Below are 17,179 nucleotides of genomic sequence, written 5' to 3'. Positions count from 1 at the left end.
TGTGAGGCATGTCACCCGCACCTGGAGGCGCGTCGGACGTCTTCCGACCAGGAGGTCGTTGTGCACAGGAGATTTGTCGCCCTGCTGGCCGCGCTCGCGCTGCTGACCGGCTGCGGCGCGTCCGTGGAACAGGGCACGCCCAAGCCGCTCGGCGGGGACGCCCCGCCCGTGGCGAAGTTCACCACCGAACCCGCCGACGGCGCCACCGGGGCCCCGGTCGGCACGCCGGTGCGGGTCACCGTGGCCGAGGGCACGATCGACCAGGTCGCGCTGACCAACCCCGAGGGCGCGGCGGTCGCGGGCGCGCTCGCCGAGGACAAGAGGTCGTGGTCGAGCACGGAACCCCTGGGCTTCGGCAAGGAGTACACCTACGCGGGCCGCGCCACCGGCACCGACGGCAAGCCCGTCGACCTCACCGGCTCCTTCACCACCCTCGACCCGGCCGCCCAGGTGCGCGCCACCCTGTTCCCCGGCGACGACCAGACCGTGGGCGTCGCGATCCCGATCATGGTGAAGTTCGAGGCCGACGTGACCGACCGGGCCACCGTGGAGAAGGCCCTGACCGTCACCAGCTCGGCGGACGTGCAAGGCAGCTGGGCCTGGCTCAGCGCCCGCGAGGTGCACTACCGCCCGGAGAAGTACTGGCCGGCCAACACGCGGGTGCACGTCGAGGCCAAGCTGTACGGGGTGCCCTACGGGGGCGGCGCGGTCGGCCGCGCGGACGTGACGAGCGACTTCACCATCGGCCGCAACCAGGTCGTGAAGATCGACAACCCGTCCCACCAGCTGGTGGTGCAGCGCGACGGCCAGACGGTGGCGAGCTACCCGGCGTCCTTCGGGCGGGACGCCGACCCCGAGCTGACCACCCCGAACGGCACGTTCGTCGTGATGGAGAAGTTCTCGGAGTTCAGCTTCGACAACCCCCGGTACGGCTACACCAACGTGCTGAAGAAGTGGGCCGTCCGCTTCTCCAACCACGGCGAGTTCATCCACGAGAACAACGACAACGCGGCCAACATCGGCAAGAACAACACCTCGCACGGCTGCGCCAACCTGCTGGAGGCCGACGCCAAGGCGTACTACGACAGCGCGCTGGTGGGTGACCCGGTCGAGGTGACCAACTCGATCACCACGCTGCCCGCCCAGTACGACTGGTACGACTGGCAGGTGCCCTGGGCGCAGTGGCAGGAGATGTCCGCGCTGTAACCCGTGCCACACACGCCGTCCGGAGCCCGCGAAAGCGGCCGCTTCGGGAAGCCATGGGATGATCCCGGTGTTGTCGTAGGTCGTGCAGACTTCTCTCCTCACCGCGGAGGGCGTGCGGCTCTCCCTCCGCGAGGCGGGCCCGGTCGACGCTCCGCCGGTAGTGCTGGTGCACGGCTGGGCCCAGTCCGGGGAGGTGTGGCCGGATTATCCCGGTGTGCGCGTCGTCGCACCGGACCTGCGCGGCCACGGCGACTCCGAGGTCACCGGCGCCGGCTACCGGGACTCGGCGGCCTGGGCCGCCGACCTGCGGGCGGTCCTGGACCACGTGGGCCGGCCGGCGACCCTGGTCGGCTGGTCCTACGGCGGCCTGGTGATCACCGACTACCTGCGCGAGCACGGCACGGCGCGGGTCGACGGCCTGGTGCTGGTGGGCGCCATCACCGAGATCGGGCGCGACCGGCCCGGCGGCGCCGCGGGCCCGGTCATGCGCCGCGCGCTGCCCGCCGCGCTGTCCGAGGACCCGGCGGTCGCGGTGCCCGCCCTCGCCGGGTTCTTCCGGGACCAGGCCGACCTGCCGGGCGGACTGGTGCAGCGGCTGCTGGGCACGGCGCTGCGCGTGCCACCGGGGGTGCGCCGCGACCTGTTCCGGCGGGACGTGGACGGCTCCACCGTGCTCAAGGGTGTCGACAAGCCGACCCTGGTGGTGCACGGGACCGCCGACGGGGTGGTGGACCCGTCCGCCGGCGAGCACGCGGCGGGGACCGTCCCGGGGGCCGAGCTGCGCCGCTACGAGCGGACCGGGCACGTGCCGTTCCTGGAACGGCAGGAGCGGTTCGCCGACGACCTGCTGGGCTTCGTCGCGGAGGTCTGCCGGTGAGGCGCGTCGCGGTGCTCTCGGTGCACACCTCCCCGCTGGAGCAGCCCGGCACGGGCGACGCGGGCGGCATGAACGTCTACATCGTGCAGACGGCCACCTCGATGGCGCGGCGCGGCATCGAGGTGGAGATCTTCACCCGCGCCACCTCCTCCGAGCTGCCGCCGGTCGCGGAGCTGGCGCCCGGCGTGAAGGTGCGGCACGTCGTGGCCGGCCCGTTCGAGGGGCTGGGCAAGGAGGAGCTGCCCGCCCAGCTGTGCGCGTTCACGGCCGGTGTCCTGCGCGCCGAGGCGCGGCACGAGCCCGGCTACTACGACGTCGTGCACTCGCACTACTGGCTGTCCGGGCAGGTCGGCTGGCTGGCCCGGGAGCGCTGGGCGGTGCCCCTCGTCCACACCGCGCACACGCTGGCCAAGGTGAAGAACCTGGCGCTGGCCGCCGCCGACACCCCCGAGCCCCGGATGCGGGTCATCGGCGAGGAGCAGGTGGTCGCCGAGGCGGACCGGCTGGTGGCGAACACCGACGTCGAGGCCGGCGAGCTGGTCGACCTCTACGCCGCCGACCCGGCGAAGGTGCTGGTGGTCCCGCCGGGCGTGGACCTGGAGCGGTTCACGCCGGGCGACCCGCGGCCCGCGCGGGCCGTGCTGGGCCTGCCGGCCGACGCGGTGGTGCTGGCGTTCGTGGGGCGCATCCAGCCGCTCAAGGCCCCGGACGTGCTGCTGCGGGCCGCCGCGGAGATGCTCGCCCGGGACCCCGGCCTGCGCTCGCGGCTGGTGGTGCTGGTGGTCGGCGGCCCGTCCGGGACCGGCCTGAAGACGCCCGAGGAGCTGGTGCGGCTCGCGGCCGGGCTGGGGATCTCCGACGTGGTGCGGTTCCTGCCGCCGCAGGGCGGCGAGGCGCTGGCCCGGGTCTACCGCGCCGCCGACGTGGTGGCCGTGCCCAGCCACAACGAGTCGTTCGGGCTGGTGGCGCTGGAGGCGCAGGCGTGCGGCACGCCGGTCGTGGCGGCGGCGGTCGGCGGGCTGCCGGTGGCGGTGCGCGACGGGGTGTCCGGCGCGCTGGTCGACGGCCACGAGCCGGGCGCGTGGGCCCGGGTGCTCGCGGAGGTCGCGCTGCTCCGCCGCGAGGGGCTGGCGGCCAACGCGGTCGGCCACGCCCGCCGGTTCTCCTGGGACCGGACGACGGATTCGCTGCTGGCCGTGTACGCGCAGGCGGGCGAGGTATTCCGCGAGGAGGTCTTCGCTTGAGCACCCCGACCCACCCCGAGGAGGTCCCCCGCTTGAACACCGACGAGGTGATCCGCGCCGCCCTGGACGACCGCGAGCTGGACTACGAGCGCAAGGAGCCGGGCAGGTACTTCGTCACCCTGCCCGGGACCAAGAAGCTCCAGACCAACTGCTGGCTGGTGGTGGGCCGGCACGCGCTGGTCGTGGAGGCGTTCGTGTGCCGCCGGCCGGACGAGGCGCACGAGGAGGTCTACCGGTTCCTGCTGCGGCGCAACGCGAGGCTCTACGGGGTGCACTACACGATCGACCCGGCCGGCGACATCTACCTGGTGGGCAGGCTCGCCCCGCACGCGGTGACGCCCGACGAGCTGGACCGGGTGCTCGGGCAGGTGGTCGAGGCGGCCGACGGCGATTTCAACACCCTGCTGGAGATCGGGTTCGCCGGCGCGATCCGGCGGGAGTGGGACTGGCGCGTCTCGCGCGGCGAGTCGCTGGCGAACCTCCAGGCGTTCCGGCACCTGGTGTCCGAATCGTGATGGCGCCGGCGCAACTGACCCCACCCCCGCTCCCGTCCCTTCCCCGACGAAGGGGAGGGGTAGCGGATGGGTGCACGGGTCGGGGTGGCGTTGGCCACCGCGTTGATCGTGTTGACCGGGTGCGGCGCGGGCGGGACGTCGTCCGGCGCGGCCGACGTCGCCGCGCCGGCGCCGGCGCAGGTGCCGGGTGGCGTCGCCGAGAACGGTGAGCCCGGTGGCGTGCCGGGCGGTGCGGCGAAGGAGGACCGGCCCGCCGCCGAGCAGACGGCCAGGCAGCTGGTGCGCAGCGCGACGGTGGAGCTGGTGGCCGCCGACGTCGGCGGCACGGTGACCAGGCTCAAGGACCTGGTCGCGCTGCGGGGCGGCTACTCGTCGCAGGAGAACGCGACGCCCACCCGGGCCTCGGTCACCCTGCGCGTGCCGGGCGAGCAGCTGGACGGCGTGCTGAGGTCGGTCGGCGAGCTGGACGGCGCGGAGGTCGTCCGGCGCGAGGTGCGCACCGAGGACGTGACCGAGCAGGTCGTGGACGTCGAGGCGCGCCTGGCCAACCAGCGGGCGAGCGTGGGCCGCGTGCGCGCGCTGCTGGAGCGCGCCTCCTCCACCTCGGAGATCACCGACATCGAGGAGGAGCTGACCGGGCGGCTGGCCGAGCTGGAGTCGCTCCAGCGCCGGCACGACGTGCTCAAGGGGCAGGTCGCGATGGCGACGCTGACCGTGACCGTCGGCGAGCGGCCGGGCGAGCCGGCGCCCCCGGAACCGGACGACCAGGACTTCCTGGGCGCTTTCGCCGGCGGCTGGCGGGCCCTGGTGGACGGCGTCGGGCTGCTGCTGGTCGTGGTGGGCGCGGTGCTGCCGTTCGCCCTGGTGCTCGGGCTGCCCGGGGCCGCGGCGTACCTGTGGTGGCGCCGGCGCAAGACCGCGCTGACGGGGGTCAGCCTGCCGAAGTAGGGGTGCTACCCAGAGTTGCACGGGGGGTTGCCCGGCGGGGAGCGCGGGGCGGCTTGGGAGAGAGGGGGAGTCACGAGTTCAAGCCGCCCCGCGTCGGTCCCCGCTGCGGTGGACCCGGGCGGGGGGAGCCCGGAATTCCCAGCGGGACCGCGGCTCGACGGGGGGAAAGGCGAGCCGCGGCGGTCGCCGGGCGAGTCGTCGGAGTGCGTGGGAGCCGACCCGCGCGGCCCTGCCAACTTGGCAGAAGTGCGGTGATCACCACAAGGGCCGGCGTTGCTCCGTTCGAGTGTTCTTAGCCGAGTTAAGTAACGCCGGCGCGAATCGGTGAGACCACCGGTCACGTCCCCGGTGCGCCTTGACCGGGGGTGGTGCGTACCACACGATGGCGGGATCACCGCCCCCCGGAAGAATGAGGCAGCCGCATGGTCTTCCGCAGTCCGTACCCCGATGTCGTGGTCCCGGACGTCTCGCTCCACGAGTTGCTGTTCGCCGACCTCGGCGACCGGTCCGACCGGGTGGCCCTGGTCGACGGCGGCACGGGCGCGTCCCTGACCTACTCCCAGCTGGCCGGCGCGGTCGACCGGATGGCCGCGGCGCTGGCCGCGCGGGGCATCGGCAAGGGCGACGTGGTCGGCATCCTCAGCCCGAACACCCCGTACTACGCCGTGGTCTTCCACGGCGTCCTGCGCGCCGGCGCCACGGCGACCACGATCAACGCCCTCTACACCGCCGACGAGGTCGCCCACCAGCTGGCCGACGCGGGCGCGAAGATGCTGTTCACGGTGTCCGCGCTGCTGCCCAACGCCGCGCCGGGCGCGGCGAGGGCGGGCGTGTCCGACGTGGTCCTGCTCGACGGCGCGGAGGGGTACCCGAGCCTGGGCGAGCTGCTGGCGGGCGACCACCCGGTGCCGGTGGTGGAGATCGACCCGGCCGAGGACGTGGCCGTGCTGCCGTACTCGTCGGGCACCACCGGGCGCGCCAAGGGCGTGATGCTGACCCACCGGAACCTGGTGGCCAACATCGTCCAGTGCGGCCCCATCCTGGAGGTCCGGGACGCCTCCCGGATCCTCGCCGTGCTGCCGTTCTTCCACATCTACGGCATGCAGGTGGCGATGAACAACGGCCTGCACGTGGGCGCGACGGTCGTCACCATGCCGCGGTTCGACCTGCCGGAGTTCCTGCGGGTGATCCAGGAGCACCGGACCAACCTCGTCTACATCGCCCCGCCGGTCGCGCTGGCGCTGGCCAAGCACCCCGTGGTCGACCAGTACGACCTGTCGGGCATCGACACGATCTTCTCCGGGGCCGCGCCGCTGGACGTCGACCTGGCGGCCGCCGTCTCGAAGCGGCTGGGCTGCCGCGTCTCCCAGGGCTACGGCATGACCGAGATGAGCCCGGTCAGCCACGCCATCCCCGACAACCGCGACGACATCTCCGTCGGCACGGTCGGCGTGATCCTCCCGAGCATGGAGTGCCGCCTGGTCGACCCGGCCACCGGCGAGGACGTCGGCGTCGGCGAGCGCGGCGAGCTGTGGTGCCGCGGCCCGAACGTGATGAAGGGCTACCTGAACAACCCCGAGGCCACCGCGGCGACCCTGGACGCGGACGGCTGGCTGCACACCGGCGACGTGGCGGTGATCGACGAGGGCGGTCTGGTCACCATCGTCGACCGGGTCAAGGAGCTGATCAAGTACAAGGGCTACCAGGTGCCGCCCGCCGAGCTGGAGGCCGTGCTGCTGACGCACCCGGGGATCGCGGACGCGGCGGTCGTGGGGGTGCGCGACGCGGAGGGCGAGGAGGTGCCCAAGGCGTTCGTGGTGCTCCAGCCCGGGGCGTCGCTGGACGGGGCGGGCGTGATGGCGTTCGTGGCCTCGCAGGTCGCGCCGCACAAGAAGGTGCGGGTGGTCGAGTTCATCGAGGCCATCCCGAAGTCGTCGGCGGGCAAGATCCTGCGCAAGGACCTGCGGGCCCGCGAAACCGCGTCCTAGGCGGTGCCGGTGGGCGCGGCCGGAGGTCGGTCGCGCCCGCTGTCACCCGACTGCGGCGGGTCGGTCCCACGATCGTGTCTATGTCGTGGTCGCGGGGTGGTTCGGGGCCCGGGTGCGCCCCAGCATGTCCGGGTGCACTTCGCACGCACCCCGATGATTCGTTACGGAGATCCACTCATGCGCACCCTTGGAAGGCTGGTCGTCGCGGCCGGCGCGACGGCGGCTGTCCTGTTCGCGGCCCCGGCGGCCCTCGCCGCCCCCGGCAACCTGGGAGACCTCGGCCCGCAGGCCGGCTCGTCGGGCGGCGCCGCCAAGTTCCTGCCCGGCCTGCCGGTGCTGAACCAGGTCCTCGGCGCCCTGGGCACCGGCGTGAGCGGTCCGACGGGCACCCTGGGCAGCACCGGCAACACCCCCGGTGGCGGCCTGACCGGTGGTCTGGGCGGCGCCCTGGGCGGCTGACCCCCGCTCGAACCGGTGCGGCGGACCGGCAGGAGCGACCGGCCCGCTGCACCGATCAAGTCCCCGGCGACCACCCTCGTGAGCAGGCCGGGCCCATCTGGCAGGCTGACGCCCATGGCTGTCGGAACCCTCGTGCTGCTCCGCCACGGCGAGAGCGTCTGGAACGCGGAGAACCTGTTCACCGGCTGGGTGGACGTCCCCCTGTCGGAGAAGGGCGTCGCCGAGGCGAAGCGCGGTGGCGTGCTGATGCGGGAGGCGGGCGTGCTGCCCGAGGTCCTGCACACGTCCCTGCTGCGGCGGGCGATCTCCACCGCGAACATCGCCCTCGACTCGGCCGACCGGCACTGGATCCCGGTGCGCCGGGACTGGCGCCTCAACGAGCGCCACTACGGCGCGCTCCAGGGCAAGAACAAGAAGCAGACCCTGGAGGAGTTCGGCGAGGAGCAGTTCATGCTCTGGCGCCGCTCCTACGACACCCCGCCGCCGGTCATCGAGCCCGGCGCCGAGTTCAGCCAGGACCGCGACCCGCGCTACGCGGACCTCGGGTCCGACCTGCCGATGACCGAGTGCCTGCTGGACGTGGTCAAGCGGATGATCCCCTACTGGGAGACCGCGATCGTGCCCGACCTGCGGGCCGGCCGGACGGTGCTGGTCGCCGCGCACGGCAACTCGCTGCGCGCCCTGATCAAGCACCTCGACGGCGTCTCCGACGAGGCCATCGCGGGCCTGAACGTGCCGACCGGCATCCCGCTGCGCTACGACCTGGACGACGACCTCCGGCCGATCACGGCGGGCGGCACCTACCTGGACCCGGACGCGGCGGCCGACGCCATCAAGGCCGTGGCCAACCAGGGCCGCTAGAGCTCTTCCGCTCCACCGCCCGGCGGCGGCGCGTGCGCGGGGACACCCCGGCGCCCGCGCCGCCGCCGCGTTCGTCCCACCGGGGGTCGCGGGGCCTCGCCGCGACCTCCCGCACGTTCCCCACCGCGTGCTCGGCGCGACCTCCGCCGCGACCTCCGGCACGGCCCCCGCCGCGACCCCGCCACGTCCTCGGCGCGTCACCTGGAGGAGAGCCCGGCGTGGGCGAACCTGCACCTGTCCGAACAGGACCCGGCTCAATTGGACACGATTGGGTGAACTGCGGTCGTCTGCCGGGAGAACATCGGTCCCGGACGTGTCACGGGAGTCACGAACCGCGTTCGCGCACTAGGCCACCCCCGCCCTGACCTGCTTACCATGCGACCGTGACCGCAACGGGTTACTTCATCCTGTCGATCGGCGCTCTGCTGATCGGCGGCGTGGCGTTCCTGGTGGGCCGCGCCACCGCGCGCCCCCGCGACAGCCGCCCCCGGGGCCTCACCGTCGCCGACCTGATGGCGATGGTGGTCCGCTCCTCCCACGACGGCATCGCGGTCCTCAACGCCTTCGGCGACGTGGTGCTGCACAACGCGCGCGCCGAGGAACTGGGCGTGGTGCGCGGCAGCCGGGTGGACGACCGGGCCCGCCGCGCCGCCGAGCTGGCCCGCCGCGACGGCGGCGTGGTCTCGGTGGACCTGTCGTCGCTGGAGGTCATCAAGGGCCGCCAGCCCACGGCCGTGCACGCGTCGGTGAAGGTGCTGACGGAGTCCTTCGTCGTGGTCGAGGCGTCCGACGAGTCCGAGGCCGTGCGGCTGGAGGCGACCAGGCGCGACTTCGTGGCCAACGTCAGCCACGAGCTGAAGACCCCCGTGGGCGCGCTGGCGCTGCTGGCCGAGGCGGTGCTGGACGCCTCCGACGACCAGGAGCAGGTGCGCCGGTTCAGCGCCAAGATCATGCAGGAGGCCACCCGGCTGGGCACGCTGGTCACCGAGCTGATCGCGCTGTCGCGGCTCCAGGGCGCCGAGAAGCTGCCGGAGCTGAGCCCGGTCGAGGTCGACGTGGTGGTCAGCGAGGCCATGGGCCGCACCCGGCTCGCCGCCGAGCGCGCCGAGATCGCGGTCACCACCGACGAGCCCGGCGGCCTGGCCGTCGAGGGAGACCGGACGCTGCTGGTCACCGCGCTGAGCAACCTGCTGGACAACGCGATCGCGTACTCCTCGCCGGGCAGCCCCGTCTCGGTCAGCCGCAAGCTCGTCGACGGGTACGTGGAGATCGCCGTCACCGACCGCGGCATCGGGATCGCCGAGGACCAGCAGACCAGGGTGTTCGAGCGCTTCTACCGGGTCGACAAGGCCCGCTCGCGCGTCACCGGCGGCACGGGACTCGGCCTGGCCATCGTCAAGCACGTCGCCAACAACCACGGCGGCGAGGTGAGGTTGTGGAGCCTGCCGGGCACCGGCTCCACGTTCACCCTGCGCCTCCCGGCCCACCCGGACCGGGAGACGTCGACCACCGACCCGACCCGGGGCGCGCCGGCCGGGGTCGCCCCGACCGGGCAGGAGCTGACCACCGTGCCGACCGGCGCGGCAGGCAACCACGGAGGAGAGCTGTGACCAGGGTGCTCATCGTGGAGGACGAGGATTCCTTCGCCGATCCGCTCGCCTTCCTCCTGCGCAAGGAGGGCTTCACCGCGGCGCTCGCGGCCACCGGCCAAGAGGCGCTGGAGGAGTTCGACCGCAACGGCGCCGACATCGTGCTGCTGGACCTGATGCTGCCCGGCATGAGCGGCACCGACGTGTGCAAGCAGCTGCGCGCCCGCTCCGCCGTGCCGGTGATCATGGTCACCGCCCGGGACAGCGAGATCGACAAGGTCGTCGGGCTGGAGCTGGGCGCGGACGACTACGTCACCAAGCCCTACTCGGCGCGGGAGCTGATCGCCCGTATCCGCGCGGTGCTGCGCCGCGGCGGCGAGTCCGAGGAGCTGTTGCCGCAGGTCCTGGAGGCGGGCCCGGTGCGGATGGACGTCGAGCGGCACGTGGTGACCGTCGACGGCGCCGAGGTGAGCCTGCCGCTCAAGGAGTTCGACCTCCTGGAGTACCTGCTGCGCAACGTCGGCCGGGTGTTGACCCGCGGCCAACTGATCGACCGGGTGTGGGGCGCGGACTACGTGGGCGACACCAAAACCCTGGACGTGCACGTCAAACGGCTGCGGTCGAAGATCGAGCCGGACCCGTCGGCCCCGCGGCACCTGGTGACCGTGCGCGGACTGGGATACAAGTTCGAGTCCTGACCACCCCGACCAGGTACGGTGCACCGCGTGCGCCTCGGGGTGCTAGACGTCGGTTCCAACACGGTCCACCTCTTGGTGGTGGACGCTCATCGGGGTGCCCACCCCACGCCGATGAGTTCGGAGAAGTCCGTGCTGCGCCTGGCGGAGCAGCTGGACGGCTCCGGCATGCTCTCGCGCTCGGGCGCCGACCGGCTGGTGCGCTCCGTCGCCGCGGCCAAGGCGGCGGCGGAGCGGCTGGGCTGCGAGGACCTGATGGCGTTCGCCACGTCCGCGGTGCGCGAGGCGGGCAACTCGGCCGAGGTGCTGGAGCGGGTGCGCGGCGAGACCGGCGTGGACCTCCGGGTGCTGTCCGGCGAGGACGAGGCGCGGTACACGTTCCTCGCGGTGCGCCGCTGGTACGGGTGGTCGGCGGGCCGGCTGCTGTGCCTCGACATCGGCGGCGGGTCGCTGGAGCTGGCCACCGGCGTGGACGAGGAGCCGGAGGAGGCGTTCTCGGTGCCGCTGGGCGCGGGCAGGCTGACGCGCACGCGGTTCGCGCACGACCCGCCGACGCGGGACGAGGTGGACGGGACCGCCGAGTGGCTGGACGAGCAGCTCGCGCCGGTGGCCAAGGAGCTGCGCCGGGCCGGTGTGCCCGATCGGGTGGTTGCCAGCTCGAAGACCTTCCGGACGCTGGCGAGGCTGACCGGGGCCGCGCCGTCATCTGCCGGGCCGCACGCGCGGCGCGTGCTGACCGCCGCCGGCCTGCGGCAGCTGATCGCGTTCATCTCCCGGATGCCGTCGGCCGACCTGGCCGATCTCGAAGGGGTGAGCCCCAGCCGGGCGCACCAGTTGGTGGCGGGCGCGCTGGTGGCGGAGGCCACCATGCGGGCCCTGTCGCTGAGCGAACTGGAGATTTGCCCCTGGGCTCTCCGGGAAGGTGTCATCCTGCGCCGGCTGGACCACACTGATGGGCTGGACCAGGACGACGCGGCGGGCCGCAGCCGCCCGCCGGGCGTCACTGGACGGACTGGCCGCCACGGGGCACGGTGGAGTTGATGAGTCGAGAGAGCGAGTCGGAGCGGACCCAGCGCACCGTCGCGGAGTTGCTCGCCCAGTACGGCGGCGGCGACGGCGAGGTGGCGCCGCGCCGGCGACGGCGACGGGCCGAGGACACCTCGGACACCGCTCCGCAGGCGATCATCGAGCGGGTCAACTCCGACAGCGGGCGGTTGCTGCCGGTGCGGGACGAGCCCGCCGGGCCGCCCCCGCCCCCGTCGCGGGACGTCGAGGCCGAGCTGGAGCGGACGGCCTACCAGCCGCCGGTCCAGCCCCCGCCGCCACCGGCCGCCGCCACGGTCGCGCCGCCGCGGGTCGAGCCGCCGGCGCGACCCGTCCCGCCCGGCAAGCGGCCGCCGTCGGCGCCGGAGCCCGGCGGGCGCCGGCGCGCGCCGGACGTCGACCCGGCCGAGGAGACGCGCGTCGTCCCGCCGATCGTGGACGACTTCGGGGGCGAGCCGCCCCGCCCCGTCCCCCCGGCGCCGGACCTGCCCAGGCCGGACCTGTCGCGGCAGGACCTGCCCAGGCCGGACCTGTCCCGGCTCACGCCCGCGACCGGGGCCGAGGCGACCAGGCTGACCACGCCGGTCGGTCCCGAGGCGACCAGGCTCACCACGCCGGTGGTGCCGGAAGCGGCCAGGACCAGCCTGGTCCGCCCGGTGTCGCCGCCCGGACCACCGCCGCCCGGACCGCCGCGCGAACCGGTGACCGAGGTGCTGCCGCGCATCCCGGACGAGCTCAGGCCCAACGTGCCGCTGGAGTCGCTGCCCACCGAGTCGGTGCTGATCGTGCCGCCCGCGCCGCCCAGGCTGCCCGAGCCGCTGCCCGACCAGAGCGCCGAGGACTGGTTCGGCGACGACGGGCCCGCCGGCGCCCCCGGACCCGGCGACCGGCGGGACCGGCCGGACCGGGGTGACCGGCCGGACCGGGGTGGGCGCGTCGAGCCGGAGAGCACCCAGTTCCACCCCTACGTCGACCTCGACGAGGAGGACGACGACGACTACCCGCCGCCGTCCCGCGGTCGCCGCTTCGACGACGACGACGAACCGGCCGGGCTCTCCGACCTGGACGACGTGGACGACGACGACCCCGCGGGCGACCGGTCGGCGGGCAAGGAGTGGCTGGTCATGCTCGGCCAGCTGGCCGTCGGCGTGGTCGGCGGCGCGGCGCTGTGGCTCGGCTTCAACTTCCTCTGGCGGACCCTGGCGCCCGCGGCCCTGGTCGTGGCGCTGGCGGTGACCGTCGGCCTGGTGATGCTGGTCCGCAAGATCCGCCGGGCCGACGACCTCCAGACCACCGTGCTCGCCGTGCTCGTCGGGTTGATCGTGACGGTCTCGCCGGCGGCGATGCTGCTGGTGAAGTCTTGATCCCGGTCGGCCTGTCCACCGCGGCCGTGTGGCCGCAACCCGCCGGGGCCGCGTTCGAGGCGGCCGCCGAGCTGGGGTACGACGGGGTCGAGGTCATGGTCTGGGCCGACCCGATCAGCCAGGACGTGGGCGCGCTGCGGCGGCTGTCGAACCGGACCGGCGTGCCGGTGCTGGCCGTGCACGCGCCGTGCCTGCTGATCAGCCAGCGGGTGTGGTCGCCGGACCCGGTCGAGCGGCTGCGGCGCAGCGTCTCGGCGGCCGGCGACCTGGGGGCGCGCACGGTCGTGCTGCACCCGCCGTTCGCCTGGCAGCGGCGCTACGCCGACGCGTTCCCGGAGCTGGTGGCGTCCCTGGAGGACGACAGCGGCGTGGCGATCGCGGTGGAGAACATGTTCCCGGTGCGCCGGGCGCTCGGGCGCGGCCGCTCGGTGCAGATCACCGCGTTCCGGCCGTCCACCGACCCCACCGACGTGGGCCACCGCAACTACACCCTGGACCTGTCGCACGCCTCCGCCGCGCACGTGGACGCGATGGAGCTGGCCAAGCGGATGGGCGACAACCTCACCCACGTCCACCTGGCCGACGGCTCCGGCCTGCCGAAGGACGAGCACCTGGTGCCGGGCCGGGGCACCCAGCCGTGCGCGGAGCTGCTGACCCACCTGGCCGCCACCGGCTTCACCGGCCAGGTCGTCCTGGAGGTCAACACCCGCCGCGCCCGCACGGCCCCCGACCGCACCGCCCTCCTGGCCGAGTCCCTCACCTACGCCCGCCGCCACCTCCCCTAGACCCGCGCGAGTCGTACCCCCAGACCTCGCGAGTCGTACGTCCAGACCCCCCGAACTACACGTTCAGACCGCGCGAGTCGAACGTTCGGGACCACCGTGTCGAACGTTCGGGACGGGTGAGTTCCACGTTCGGGCCGGTCGGCAACCCCGCGTTCGGCGCACCGCGTCCGGTCCGCGTGGCTGTACTCGTGCCACCCAGCGGTTAGGGTCTTGATCGTGAATCCGTTGCGGACGCTGATCCTGGCCGCCGCGGGCAACGGGGCGGTGCGCCGGGTCGTCGCCACCGCGCCCGTCAGCCGCGACGTGGTGCGCCGGTTCGTGGCCGGCGAGACCACCGCCGACGCGATCGAGGCGGCCGGTCGCCTGGTGGGCGACGGCCTGCGGGTGACCCTGGACCACCTCGGCGAGGACGCGGTCGACCGGTCCGCCGCCGAGCGGACCGTGCTGGCCCACCTGCGGCTCCTCGACGAGCTGCACGCCGCCGGCCTGGCCGGGGACGTCGAGGTCACCGTGAGGCTGTCCGCCGTCGGGCAGGCGCTGGGCGAGACGCGGGCCCTGGACAACGCCTCCCGCGTCTGCGCCGCCGCCGAGCAGGCCGGCACCACGGTCACCCTGGACGCGGAGCGCCACACCACCACCGACTCGACCCTGCGCGTGCTGGCCGAGCTGCGGCGCGCCTGGCCGTCGACGGGCGTGGTCCTCCAGGCGCGCCTGCGGCGCACCCCCGACGACTGCCGCGAGCTGGCCGGCACCCGCGTCCGGCTGTGCGGGGGCGCCTACGACGAGCCCGCGTCGGTGGCCTTCACCGACCCGCACGAGGTCGACCTCAACTACGTCCGCTGCGCCAACGTCCTGCTCGCGGGGTCCGGCTACCCGGTGTTCGCCACCCACGACCCGCGCCTGGTGGAGGTCGTCGCCGAACGCGCCCGCTGGTACGGCCGGTCCGCGGCGGACTTCGAGTACCAGGTGCCCCACGGCGTCCGCCCGGCCGAGCAGCGGCGCCTCGCGGCCGAGGGCCACGTGGTGCGCGTCCACGTCCCGTACGGGGACCAGTGGTACGGCTACCTGGCGCGCCGCCTGGCCGAGCGCCCGGCGGACGCCGCCCTCTTCCTGCGCTCGCTGTTCGGCCGGTCGTGAGGAGTCCCGTGTCCTTCTCGGTAGCAAGTGCGGTCCGCCCGCTGGGCGACGGCACGTACACCGCGTCGCTGCCCGCGGAGTGGACGATCGGGCCCAAGCCCCACGGCGGGTTCCTGCTGGCCGTGCTGGCGCGGGCGGCGGTGGACGGCGCGCGGTCGGTGATGCCCGGCGAACTCGCGCCGCTGTCGGTGAGCGCCCAGTTCCTGCGCGCGCCGGAGATCGGTCCGGTGCTGATCAGGACGGAGGTCCGCAAGGCCGGCCGCACGGCCACCGTGGTGTCGGCCGTGCTGGAGCAGCGCGGGCGCGGCTGCGTGGAGGCGGTGGTGACGGTCGGGCGGATGCCGACGGCGGCGCCGGACTACGTGGACCTGCCGGACGTGCCCGCCGCGCCGCCCGCGAACGCGGTGGACCTGGCGTCGATGGGGCCCGGCGGGGTCTACAAGCTGGGCTCGGTGTGCGAGGTGCGGCTGGACCCGGAGGGGGCCGGGTTCCTGGCGGGGCGCGTCGGCGACCCGCTGGTGCTGCGGCTGTGGGCGCGCCCGCTCGGCGAGCGGCCGGACCCGTACTTCGCGCTGGTCGTGGGCGACATCTCGATGCCGGTGACGTTCAACCTCGGCCGGTTCGGGTGGTCCCCGACGGTGCAGCTGACGGCGTTGCTGCGGGCCGAGCCCGCGCCGGGGTGGCTGCGGGTGCGGGTGTCGTGCAGCGCGGTGCACGGGCAGTGGTTCGACGAGGACGCGGTGGTCGTCGACTCGACGGGGCGGCTGGTGTGCCAGGCGCGGCAGTTGGCCCTGACGCCCGCCGCCCAGGGCTGAGCAGCCGGGGTTGGGCAGCCGGGGTTGGGCACGTGGGGCTGGGAGTCCGGGGTTGGGCACCCGGGGCTGGGCACCCTGGGGCGGAGCGCCCGGAATTCCGGGTTGGCGGGGCGTGGCAGGCTGAGGGGCATGACGACCATCGCCGTGCTGGGGGCTGGCAAGATCGGTGAAGCCCTGCTCTCGGGGCTGTTGCAGGGTGGCCGCAGGGCCGACGAGCTGCTGTTCACCGAGAAGCACCCGGAGCGGGCCACCGCCCTGACCGAGCAGTACGGCGTGGAGGCGCTGGACGTGGCGGGCGCCGCCCAGCGGGCCGACGTGCTCGTGGTCGCGGTCAAGCCCCAGGACATCGAGCCGCTGCTCGACGAGCTGAACCCCGTGCTCAAGCCCGGCACGCTGGTCGTGTCGCTGTGCGCGGGCCTGCCGACCTCGCTCTACGAGCGCCGCCTCCCCGACCGCACGCCGGTGGTCCGGGTGATGCCCAACACGCCGATGGTCGTGGGCCAGGCGATGAGCGCCATCTCGGCCGGCCGGTACGCGACGGACGAGCACCTCGGGCTGGTCGAGGAGCTGCTGGGCACGGTCGGCCAGGTGGCGCGGGTGCCCGAGGGCCAGCAGGACGCCGTGACGGCGTTGTCCGGGTCCGGGCCCGCGTACTTCTTCTACCTGGTCGAGGCCATGATCGACGCGGGCATCCTGCTCGGCATCCCGCGCGACCTCGCCGGGCGGCTGATCATCCAGTCGGCGGTCGGCGCGGCCACCATGCTGAACGAGGGCGACCAGCACCCGGTGATCCTCCGCGAGGCCGTCACATCCCCCGCCGGCACCACCATCATGGCCATCCGCGAGCTGGAGAAGCACGGGGTCCGGGCCGCGCTGCTGGCCGCCCTGGAGGCCGCCCGCGACCGCTCCGTGGAGCTGGGACGGGCCCACGAAGAGGGCTGATCCCGCCATTGGCCGTCGCACCAGTCCCAGGTGTCCCGTTACCCTCAGGGGAGCACGTGCGTGTCGAACCGTCGGTGGGGAAGCCGACGGCACGACGCGTGTCGAAGGACGCGGTGATCTATGCCTGCGGAGGAGAAGTCGCTCGGCCAAGTCAAGTTCCTGACGGTCGCCGAGGTCGCGCTGGTGATGCGCGTGTCGAAGATGACGGTGTACCGGTTGGTTCACTCCGGTGAGCTGACGGCGGTGCGCGTGGGCAAGTCGTTCAGGGTGCCCGAGAAGGCGGTGGACGAGTACCTGCGCAACGCCTACTTCGACGCCGGGTGACGCCCCGGTGGAGGAGTCGGCGGGAGGTGGTGTCGGCGCTGGTCCCTGAGGTGTGCCCGGTCGTCCGGAGCGTGTGGCCGGCCGTCCGGACCCCCTCTGGGGCGGGTGCCTGACGGGGCGCGCGGGCCGCCGGGTAAAGTGGAAGGCCGTTCGTGCCTGGTGTCGGCGCGCCCTCTTGACGGGTGTCTCCACAGGCGCGTGGAGAGCAACCGACGTCTAGTAGTTAAGGAACCCGCATGGGCTCGGTCATCAAGAAGCGCCGCAAGCGCATGTCGAAGAAGAAGCACCGCAAGCTGCTGCGCAAGACGCGGGTGCAGCGTCGCAAGCGCGGCAAGTAACCCCTGCGGGTTCTCACACCGCCAGGCCCCGGTCTCGTGCCGGGGACT

18 protein-coding genes are annotated in these 17,179 nt (G+C 73.9%); all 18 read left to right on the top strand.

The features are described 5' to 3' along the window. Positions 1-60: 60 nt before the first annotated feature. The 18 genes from ACFP3R_RS08860 to ACFP3R_RS08775 all read left to right on the top strand — a co-directional run bounded on the left by ACFP3R_RS08860 (position 61) and on the right by ACFP3R_RS08775 (position 17,131). The gene (locus ACFP3R_RS08860) at positions 61-1,206 is read left to right on the top strand and encodes a L,D-transpeptidase (protein WP_380634526.1); all 1,146 of its coding nucleotides are present in this window, start codon (positions 61-63) and stop codon (positions 1,204-1,206) included. A gap of 82 nt (positions 1,207-1,288) precedes the next feature. Continuing rightward, the gene (locus tag ACFP3R_RS08855) at positions 1,289-2,083 is read left to right on the top strand and encodes an alpha/beta fold hydrolase (protein ID WP_380634524.1); all 795 of its coding nucleotides are present in this window, start codon (positions 1,289-1,291) and stop codon (positions 2,081-2,083) included. After that, positions 2,080-3,327 carry a D-inositol-3-phosphate glycosyltransferase gene (gene mshA / locus ACFP3R_RS08850; RefSeq protein ID WP_380634522.1) on the top strand — a complete coding sequence of 416 codons (1,248 nt, stop codon included), beginning with the start codon at positions 2,080-2,082 and terminating at the stop codon, positions 3,325-3,327. Before ACFP3R_RS08855 ends, mshA begins: the two co-directional genes overlap by 4 nt. Positions 3,328-3,359: 32 nt before the next feature. Continuing rightward, the gene (locus tag ACFP3R_RS08845) at positions 3,360-3,842 is read left to right on the top strand and encodes a type III secretion system chaperone family protein (RefSeq protein WP_380634658.1); all 483 of its coding nucleotides are present in this window, start codon (positions 3,360-3,362) and stop codon (positions 3,840-3,842) included. A gap of 66 nt (positions 3,843-3,908) precedes the next feature. After that, positions 3,909-4,790, top strand: coding sequence for a DUF4349 domain-containing protein (locus tag ACFP3R_RS08840; RefSeq protein ID WP_380634520.1), 882 nt, complete (start codon positions 3,909-3,911; stop codon positions 4,788-4,790). 422 nt (positions 4,791-5,212) lie between these two features. After that, a complete protein-coding gene (locus ACFP3R_RS08835) occupies positions 5,213-6,778 on the top strand; it encodes a 4-coumarate--CoA ligase family protein (protein WP_380634518.1) in 1,566 nt (521 codons plus the stop codon). Positions 6,779-6,955: 177 nt separating this feature from the next. After that, on the top strand, positions 6,956-7,237 hold the full coding sequence (locus ACFP3R_RS08830; RefSeq protein ID WP_380634516.1) for a hypothetical protein: 282 nt from the start codon (positions 6,956-6,958) through the stop codon (positions 7,235-7,237). 114 nt (positions 7,238-7,351) lie between these two features. Beyond that, positions 7,352-8,098, top strand: a complete 747-nt coding sequence (locus ACFP3R_RS08825; protein WP_380634514.1) for a phosphoglyceromutase — start codon at positions 7,352-7,354, stop codon at positions 8,096-8,098. A 383-nt stretch (positions 8,099-8,481) separates the two neighbouring features. Beyond that, positions 8,482-9,708, top strand: a complete 1,227-nt coding sequence (locus ACFP3R_RS08820) for a sensor histidine kinase (protein WP_380634512.1) — start codon at positions 8,482-8,484, stop codon at positions 9,706-9,708. Beyond that, the gene (locus ACFP3R_RS08815; protein WP_344036284.1) at positions 9,705-10,385 is read left to right on the top strand and encodes a response regulator transcription factor; all 681 of its coding nucleotides are present in this window, start codon (positions 9,705-9,707) and stop codon (positions 10,383-10,385) included. Before ACFP3R_RS08820 ends, ACFP3R_RS08815 begins: the two co-directional genes overlap by 4 nt. A 27-nt stretch (positions 10,386-10,412) precedes the next feature. Beyond that, positions 10,413-11,423 carry a Ppx/GppA phosphatase family protein gene (locus ACFP3R_RS08810; protein WP_380634510.1) on the top strand — a complete coding sequence of 337 codons (1,011 nt, stop codon included), beginning with the start codon at positions 10,413-10,415 and terminating at the stop codon, positions 11,421-11,423. After that, positions 11,423-12,790 (top strand): hypothetical protein, encoded by a 1,368-nt coding sequence (locus ACFP3R_RS08805; protein WP_380634508.1) that lies wholly within the window; start codon positions 11,423-11,425, stop codon positions 12,788-12,790. The genes ACFP3R_RS08810 and ACFP3R_RS08805 overlap by 1 nt, the downstream gene beginning before the upstream one ends. Beyond that, positions 12,787-13,575: a sugar phosphate isomerase/epimerase family protein gene (locus ACFP3R_RS08800; protein ID WP_380634507.1), complete on the top strand. Its 789-nt coding sequence runs from the start codon at positions 12,787-12,789 to the stop codon at positions 13,573-13,575. The genes ACFP3R_RS08805 and ACFP3R_RS08800 overlap by 4 nt, the downstream gene beginning before the upstream one ends. Positions 13,576-13,791: 216 nt before the next feature. Continuing rightward, a complete protein-coding gene (locus ACFP3R_RS08795; RefSeq protein ID WP_380634505.1) occupies positions 13,792-14,712 on the top strand; it encodes a proline dehydrogenase family protein in 921 nt (306 codons plus the stop codon). Positions 14,713-14,720: 8 nt separating this feature from the next. After that, a complete protein-coding gene (locus ACFP3R_RS08790) occupies positions 14,721-15,527 on the top strand; it encodes a thioesterase family protein (RefSeq protein WP_380634503.1) in 807 nt (268 codons plus the stop codon). A 129-nt stretch (positions 15,528-15,656) separates the two neighbouring features. After that, positions 15,657-16,469 carry a pyrroline-5-carboxylate reductase gene (gene proC, locus ACFP3R_RS08785; RefSeq protein WP_380634502.1) on the top strand — a complete coding sequence of 271 codons (813 nt, stop codon included), beginning with the start codon at positions 15,657-15,659 and terminating at the stop codon, positions 16,467-16,469. Between the two features lie 120 nt (positions 16,470-16,589). Continuing rightward, positions 16,590-16,793 (top strand): helix-turn-helix domain-containing protein, encoded by a 204-nt coding sequence (locus ACFP3R_RS08780; RefSeq protein WP_033428478.1) that lies wholly within the window; start codon positions 16,590-16,592, stop codon positions 16,791-16,793. A gap of 236 nt (positions 16,794-17,029) precedes the next feature. Then, the gene (locus tag ACFP3R_RS08775) at positions 17,030-17,131 is read left to right on the top strand and encodes a 30S ribosomal protein bS22 (RefSeq protein ID WP_015105422.1); all 102 of its coding nucleotides are present in this window, start codon (positions 17,030-17,032) and stop codon (positions 17,129-17,131) included. The last annotated feature ends 48 nt before the right edge of the window (positions 17,132-17,179 follow it).

It is taken from the genome of Saccharothrix lopnurensis (assembly GCF_042658445.1).
In the GTDB taxonomy this organism is placed as follows: Bacteria; Actinomycetota; Actinomycetes; order Mycobacteriales; family Pseudonocardiaceae; genus Actinosynnema; species Actinosynnema lopnurensis.
The sequence above is the reverse complement of the archived record's forward strand: the minus strand, read 5'-3'. Positions and strand labels throughout refer to the sequence as shown.

Coding starts and splice junctions, on each gene's coding strand:
- ACFP3R_RS08835 (WP_380634518.1), top strand. CDS start 5,213: ATGGTCTTCCGCAGTCCGTACCCCGATGTCGTGGTCCCGGACGTCTCG.
- proC (WP_380634502.1), top strand. CDS start 15,657: ATGACGACCATCGCCGTGCTGGGGGCTGGCAAGATCGGTGAAGCCCTG.
- ACFP3R_RS08825 (WP_380634514.1), top strand. CDS start 7,352: ATGGCTGTCGGAACCCTCGTGCTGCTCCGCCACGGCGAGAGCGTCTGG.
- ACFP3R_RS08840 (WP_380634520.1), top strand. CDS start 3,909: ATGGGTGCACGGGTCGGGGTGGCGTTGGCCACCGCGTTGATCGTGTTG.
- ACFP3R_RS08780 (WP_033428478.1), top strand. CDS start 16,590: ATGCCTGCGGAGGAGAAGTCGCTCGGCCAAGTCAAGTTCCTGACGGTC.
- ACFP3R_RS08830 (WP_380634516.1), top strand. CDS start 6,956: ATGCGCACCCTTGGAAGGCTGGTCGTCGCGGCCGGCGCGACGGCGGCT.
- ACFP3R_RS08805 (WP_380634508.1), top strand. CDS start 11,423: ATGAGTCGAGAGAGCGAGTCGGAGCGGACCCAGCGCACCGTCGCGGAG.
- ACFP3R_RS08775 (WP_015105422.1), top strand. CDS start 17,030: ATGGGCTCGGTCATCAAGAAGCGCCGCAAGCGCATGTCGAAGAAGAAG.